The organism is Stenotrophomonas sp. NPDC077659 (assembly GCF_050268705.1).
Classification (GTDB): Bacteria; Pseudomonadota; Gammaproteobacteria; order Xanthomonadales; family Xanthomonadaceae; genus Stenotrophomonas.
The window spans coordinates 1-4,927 of the sequence record NZ_JBNNHG010000206.1 but is presented as its reverse complement, the minus strand read 5'-3'; the positions used below and the strand labels follow the sequence as shown (position 1 = coordinate 4,927).

Annotated in this window: 4 protein-coding genes and 1 pseudogene; 4 read left to right on the top strand and 1 reads right to left on the bottom strand. The window is 67.3% G+C overall.

Annotation, left to right across the window (positions count from 1 at the left end):
* Positions 1 to 56: 56 nt before the first annotated feature.
* Positions 57 to 1,028: pseudogene (hppD, locus tag ACQKDV_RS18280) on the top strand (4-hydroxyphenylpyruvate dioxygenase); the annotation flags it as partial.
* A gap of 117 nt (positions 1,029 to 1,145) precedes the next feature.
* The gene (hmgA, locus tag ACQKDV_RS18275; protein WP_427785650.1) at positions 1,146 to 2,450 is read left to right on the top strand and encodes a homogentisate 1,2-dioxygenase; all 1,305 of its coding nucleotides are present in this window, start codon (positions 1,146 to 1,148) and stop codon (positions 2,448 to 2,450) included.
* Between the two features lie 94 nt (positions 2,451 to 2,544).
* Here hmgA and ACQKDV_RS18270 read toward each other — a convergent pair whose 3' ends face one another.
* Positions 2,545 to 3,087, bottom strand: a complete 543-nt coding sequence (locus ACQKDV_RS18270) for a hypothetical protein (protein WP_427785648.1) — start codon at positions 3,085 to 3,087, stop codon at positions 2,545 to 2,547.
* Between the two features lie 123 nt (positions 3,088 to 3,210).
* Here ACQKDV_RS18270 and ACQKDV_RS18265 point away from each other — a divergent pair, with 123 nt between their 5' ends.
* Both ACQKDV_RS18265 and ACQKDV_RS18260 read left to right on the top strand, forming a co-directional pair.
* Complete coding sequence (locus ACQKDV_RS18265) at positions 3,211 to 3,849, top strand: hypothetical protein (RefSeq protein ID WP_427785646.1); 639 nt, start codon at positions 3,211 to 3,213, stop codon at positions 3,847 to 3,849.
* Between the two features lie 73 nt (positions 3,850 to 3,922).
* Positions 3,923 to 4,876, top strand: coding sequence for a sodium:calcium antiporter (locus ACQKDV_RS18260; protein WP_427785644.1), 954 nt, complete (start codon positions 3,923 to 3,925; stop codon positions 4,874 to 4,876).
* Positions 4,877 to 4,927 lie beyond the last annotated feature (51 nt).

Here is a 4,927-nt window from a genome sequence, read left to right as displayed (position 1 = left end):
CATGATGATCAGCGCCAGCGACAGGTAGGTCACCGCAAGGGCCGAGGTGTCGCGCCTTCCGCAAGATGGGCTTCAGCGCGGTGCTCAAGCACAAGCAGCGTCCGATTACCGTCTATCGCCAGGGCGACGTCAACTTCCTCGTCAACGAAGACCCCGATTCCTTCGCCGCCGACTTCGCCGAAAAGCACGGCCCGTGCGCCTGCGGCTTCGCCATCCGCTTCAAGAAGCCGGGCCAGGAGGTCTACCAGACCGCCCTGGGCAACGGCGCTGAAGCCATTGCCTTCAAGCCGGACAGCAAGGCCGTCAACGCCCCGGTCATCAAGGGCATCGGCGATTGCATGCTGTATCTGGTGGACCGCTACGGCACCGCCGGCAGCGTCTTCGATGGCGACTACGAGGTGATCGACGGCGCCGACCTGCACCCGGTCGGCTTCGGCCTGACCTTCATCGACCACCTGACCCACAACCTGTACTTCGGCAACATGCAGCAGTGGTCGGATTACTACGAGCGCCTGTTCAACTTCCGCGAGATCCGCTACTTCGACATCAAGGGTCTGAAGACCGGCCTGGTGTCCAAGGCGATGACCGCGCCGGACGGCATCGTGCGCATCCCGCTGAACGAATCGTCCGACCCGAAGAGCCAGATCAACGAGTATCTGGACGCGTACAAGGGCGAGGGCATCCAGCATATTGCCTGCTTCACCGACAACATCTACGAGACCGTCGAAGCCATGCGCGCGCAGGGCGTGGATTTCCTCGACACGCCGGAGACCTACTTTGACGTGATCGACCAGCGCGTGCCGAACCACGGTGAAGACGTGGCGCGCCTGGCCAAGAACAGGATCCTGATCGACGCCGATCCGGAAACCCACCAGCGCAAGCTGCTGCAGATCTTCACCCAGAACTGCATCGGCCCGATCTTCTTCGAGATCATCCAGCGCAAGGGCAACGAAGGCTTCGGCGAAGGCAACTTCACCGCGCTGTTCGAAAGCATCGAGCGCGACCAGATCCGCCGCGGCGTGCTGTAACGTTTCGGATCTGCATCATCCCTCGGTAGCGCCGGGCCACGCCCGGCGGCTGCTCACCAGTAGAGCCGAGCCATGCTCGGCTGCTTTCCGTTCCGGCATTCCGTTCCAGGAGCCACCATGTCCACCGCCCTCATCGCCCGCGGCTATCAGTCCGGTTTCGGCAACGAGTTCGCCACCGAGGCCGTCGCCGGCGCGCTGCCGGTCGGGCAGAATTCACCGCAGAAGGTGGCCCACGGCCTGTATGCCGAGCAGCTGTCCGGCACCGCGTTCACCGCGCCGCGCGGCAGCAACCGCCGCAGCTGGCTGTACCGCATCCGCCCAGCGGTGACCCACGGCGAATTCACCCCGTTCGCGCAGTCGCAGCTGCAGTGTGATTTCGGCGCGCAGCCGGCCTCGCCCAACCAGCTGCGCTGGAGCCCGCTGCCGCTGCCGGAACTGCCGACCGATTTCGTTGAAGGCCTTTACACGATGGGCGGTAACGGTGCGCCCGATGCGCATGCCGGTGTCGGCATCCATCTGTACGCCGCCAACCGGGACATGGTCGGCCGCTACTTCTACAACGCCGACGGCGAACTGCTGATCGTCCCGCAGCTGGGCGCGCTGCGCCTGCTGACCGAAATGGGTGTGCTGGAGATCGAACCGCAGCAGATCGCGGTGATCCCGCGCGGCGTGCGCTTCCGCGTCGAACTGCCCGATGGTCCCAGCCGCGGCTACATATGCGAGAACTACGGCGCGCTTCTGAAGCTGCCGGACCTGGGCCCGATCGGCGCCAACGGCCTGGCCAACCCGCGCGACTTCGAAACCCCGCATGCCGCCTTCGAGGATGTGGATGGTGATTTCGAGCTGATCGCCAAGTTCGAAGGCCGCCTGTGGCGCGCGCCCATCGACCATTCGCCGCTGGACGTGGTGGCCTGGCACGGCAATTACGCGCCGTACCGCTACGATCTGCGTCGCTTCAACACCATCGGCTCGATCAGCTACGACCATCCGGACCCGTCGATCTTCCTGGTGCTGCATTCGCCCAGCGACACGCCCGGCACCAGCAACATGGATTTCGCCATCTTCCCGCCGCGCTGGCTGGTGGCGCAGAACACGTTCCGCCCGCCGTGGTTCCACCGCAATATCGCCAGTGAATTCATGGGCCTGGTGCACGGTGCCTACGATGCCAAGGCTGAAGGCTTCGTGCCCGGTGGGGCGTCGCTGCACAACTGCATGAGCGGGCACGGCCCGGATGCACCAACCTTCGACAAGGCATCCAGTGCCGATCTGTCCAAGGCCGATGTCATCAAGGACACGATGGCCTTCATGTTCGAAACCCGCGCGGTAATCCGCCCAAGCGCACAGGCGCTGGCCGCCGGCCACCGCCAGGGCGATTACCAGCAGTGCTGGAACGGCCTGCGCAACAATTTCCGTCCGGCGTAGCAGGGGCCGGGCGGGGTAGAGTCGACCGTTGGTCGACTGCCGCGCGCAGCGCGGGATTTTCAGGCAGGAGCAGTCGACCAACGGTCGACTCTACCTACGCCGTGGCCGCGAAGGAGTCGCAATGCTCCATCGGCAGCGCTTCCAGCAGGCGCTGCCGCACGCGCCGGCAGTAGCCTTCCGAGGTCATGCCGGGCAGCACCTGCAGCGCCGCCTGCAGCACCTTCACCACATCGTCTTCGGCGCGGGCCTGCTGCAGGTCGCGGAACAGCGCGGCGGCCATCGGGTTGCGCTGCATTTCCAGAATGCCCAGCAGGTAGATGCGCGCGGCCACCAGCGAGCGGCGACGTTCGACCGGGACGCTGGTTGTAGAAGACAGAGCGGACGGCGGCGGTGCAGGGTGGGTTGTCGTTTTTGGCGCGGAATGCGGTACCGGCGATGTCTCCGCGCCGGTTTCCAGGTACCCCCCCTGGATCAGCTCGATGACCATGGCCGGCGCTTCCTGGCCCATCAATCCGGTCAGGTCGGCAATGCTGCGCTGGCCATCACACAGGATCAGCAGGCGGCGCTGGCGCATGTCCAGCGGCGCGCGGTGGGCCTGCAGCGCGGTTCGGGCGAGGTCGGTCTTGCGCGGTTGCATGGGAGGGACAGCCAAGTCGGTGCACGCCGAGCCTGAACGCGGGGAATGAAACGGCGATGACAATGCAGCGCCTGCACGCGGGCTGGGCTAGCGTGCAGCCATCCCGTGCCAAGGAACCGCGCCATGAAACACCTCCCGATTGCCGGTCTGTTGCTGCTGTCGCTGGCCGCCTGTTCGCGCAGCCCCGACAGCCCCGAGGCTGCCCCAGCCCCGGCCAAGGACGCGGCGACCGCTACTGCCCCGGCCGATGCCGATCTGGCCATCACCTCGCCGGTCGACCCGCGCAGCGACAGCCAGGCACGCCTGGACGGCTTCGGCGGTGCCCACCTGGGCGCGGCCATCGCCGACGTACGCAGTGGCTTCGGTACGCCGCTGCAGGGTTTGGGCACGGACGCGGCGGGCAAGCCGCGTCCGGCTGACGACAGCAACGATGGCTGCTATTTCCTGCGCCCGCAGAATGCCGAGGATCCGCGCCTGATGATCGAAGGCCGCAAGCTGGTGCGTTACGACGTGCGCAGCACCGGCATCGTCGCCCCGGGCGGCGGCAAGGTCGGCATGACCCTGGGCGAACTGCAGCTGCTCTACCCCGAGCGCGCCGATGTCGGCCCGGACAAGTACGACGACAAGGCCCAGCACCTGCGTGTGCGCCCGGCCCAGGACGGCGCGGCCATCATCGATTTCACGCTGGGGGCCGATGGCAAGGTGGGCAGCTGGCGGGTCGGCCAGACCCCGCAGGTGGATTACGTGGAAGGCTGCGGCTGATCTTGGCTGGCGTGGGCACCCGCAGTGGGTGGGCCACGCGTAGAATCGCGCCACGACCGCTGGGGAGTGCTCGATGATCGCCATTTCAATCGCCTGGTTCCTGCTTGGCCTGCTGCTGCTGGCACTGGGCGGGGATTCCATCGTCAAGGCCGTCGCCGGCCTCGCCCAGCGCTTTGGCGCCAGCGCCTTCACTGCCGGCCTGCTGCTGCTCGGCGTCGCCACCTCGCTGCCGGAGCTGGCGGTCAATGCGCGCGCGCTGCTGGTCGGCCAGCCCGAGCTGGCCCTGGGCAACGCCATCGGCAGCAGCATCGCCAATCTCGGCCTGACCCTGGCCGTGGCCGCCATCGCCGCGCCGCTGCTGCTGCGCGCGCGCCTTCAGGGCGTGTTGTGGTGGTCGCTGCTGGCCGCCGGCCTGCTGCTGATCGTGTTTGGTCTGGATGGTCGCCTGCAGCGCTGGGAGGCCGGCGTGCTGGTGGCAGCCTTCGTGCTGGTGCAGGCCGTGCTGCTGCGTCGCGGGCGCCTGGAGGCGCCGGATGTGCAGGCGGTCATCGCCGAATCCGCGCTGAGTCGCACCAGCCTGCCGCTGAACGTGCTGCGGGTGCTGATCGCCGCGCTGACGCTGTACTGGGGCGCGCGCCTGGTGGTGGGTGCTGCGGCGGATTTCGGTTCGGCCTTGGGCTGGACGCCGCTGCTGGTGGGCCTGCTGCCGGTGGCGCTCGGCACCGCGCTGCCGGAAGTGGCGGCGGCACTTGTGGCGGCGCGTCGAGGCCACGGTGACATGGTACTGGGTCACGTGCTGGGCTCCAGTGTGGTCAATCTGCTGCTGGTGATTGGCGCGATGGGGCTGCTGCAGCCGCTGGCCTTGCCGGCCTCGTTCGTTCGCCTGGAACTGCCGGCGCTGCTCGCTTTCGCCCTGGTGCTGTACCCGATGCTGCGTGGCGACCTGAAGATCAGCCGCGGTGAGGGCGCGATCCTGCTGGCTGCGTTCGTGGCGTGGCTGGGGCTGGAGATCGCGCTGGTGAAGTAGATCCACGCCATGCGTGGATGACGCGCCGTGCCGACCAACGGTCGGCACCTA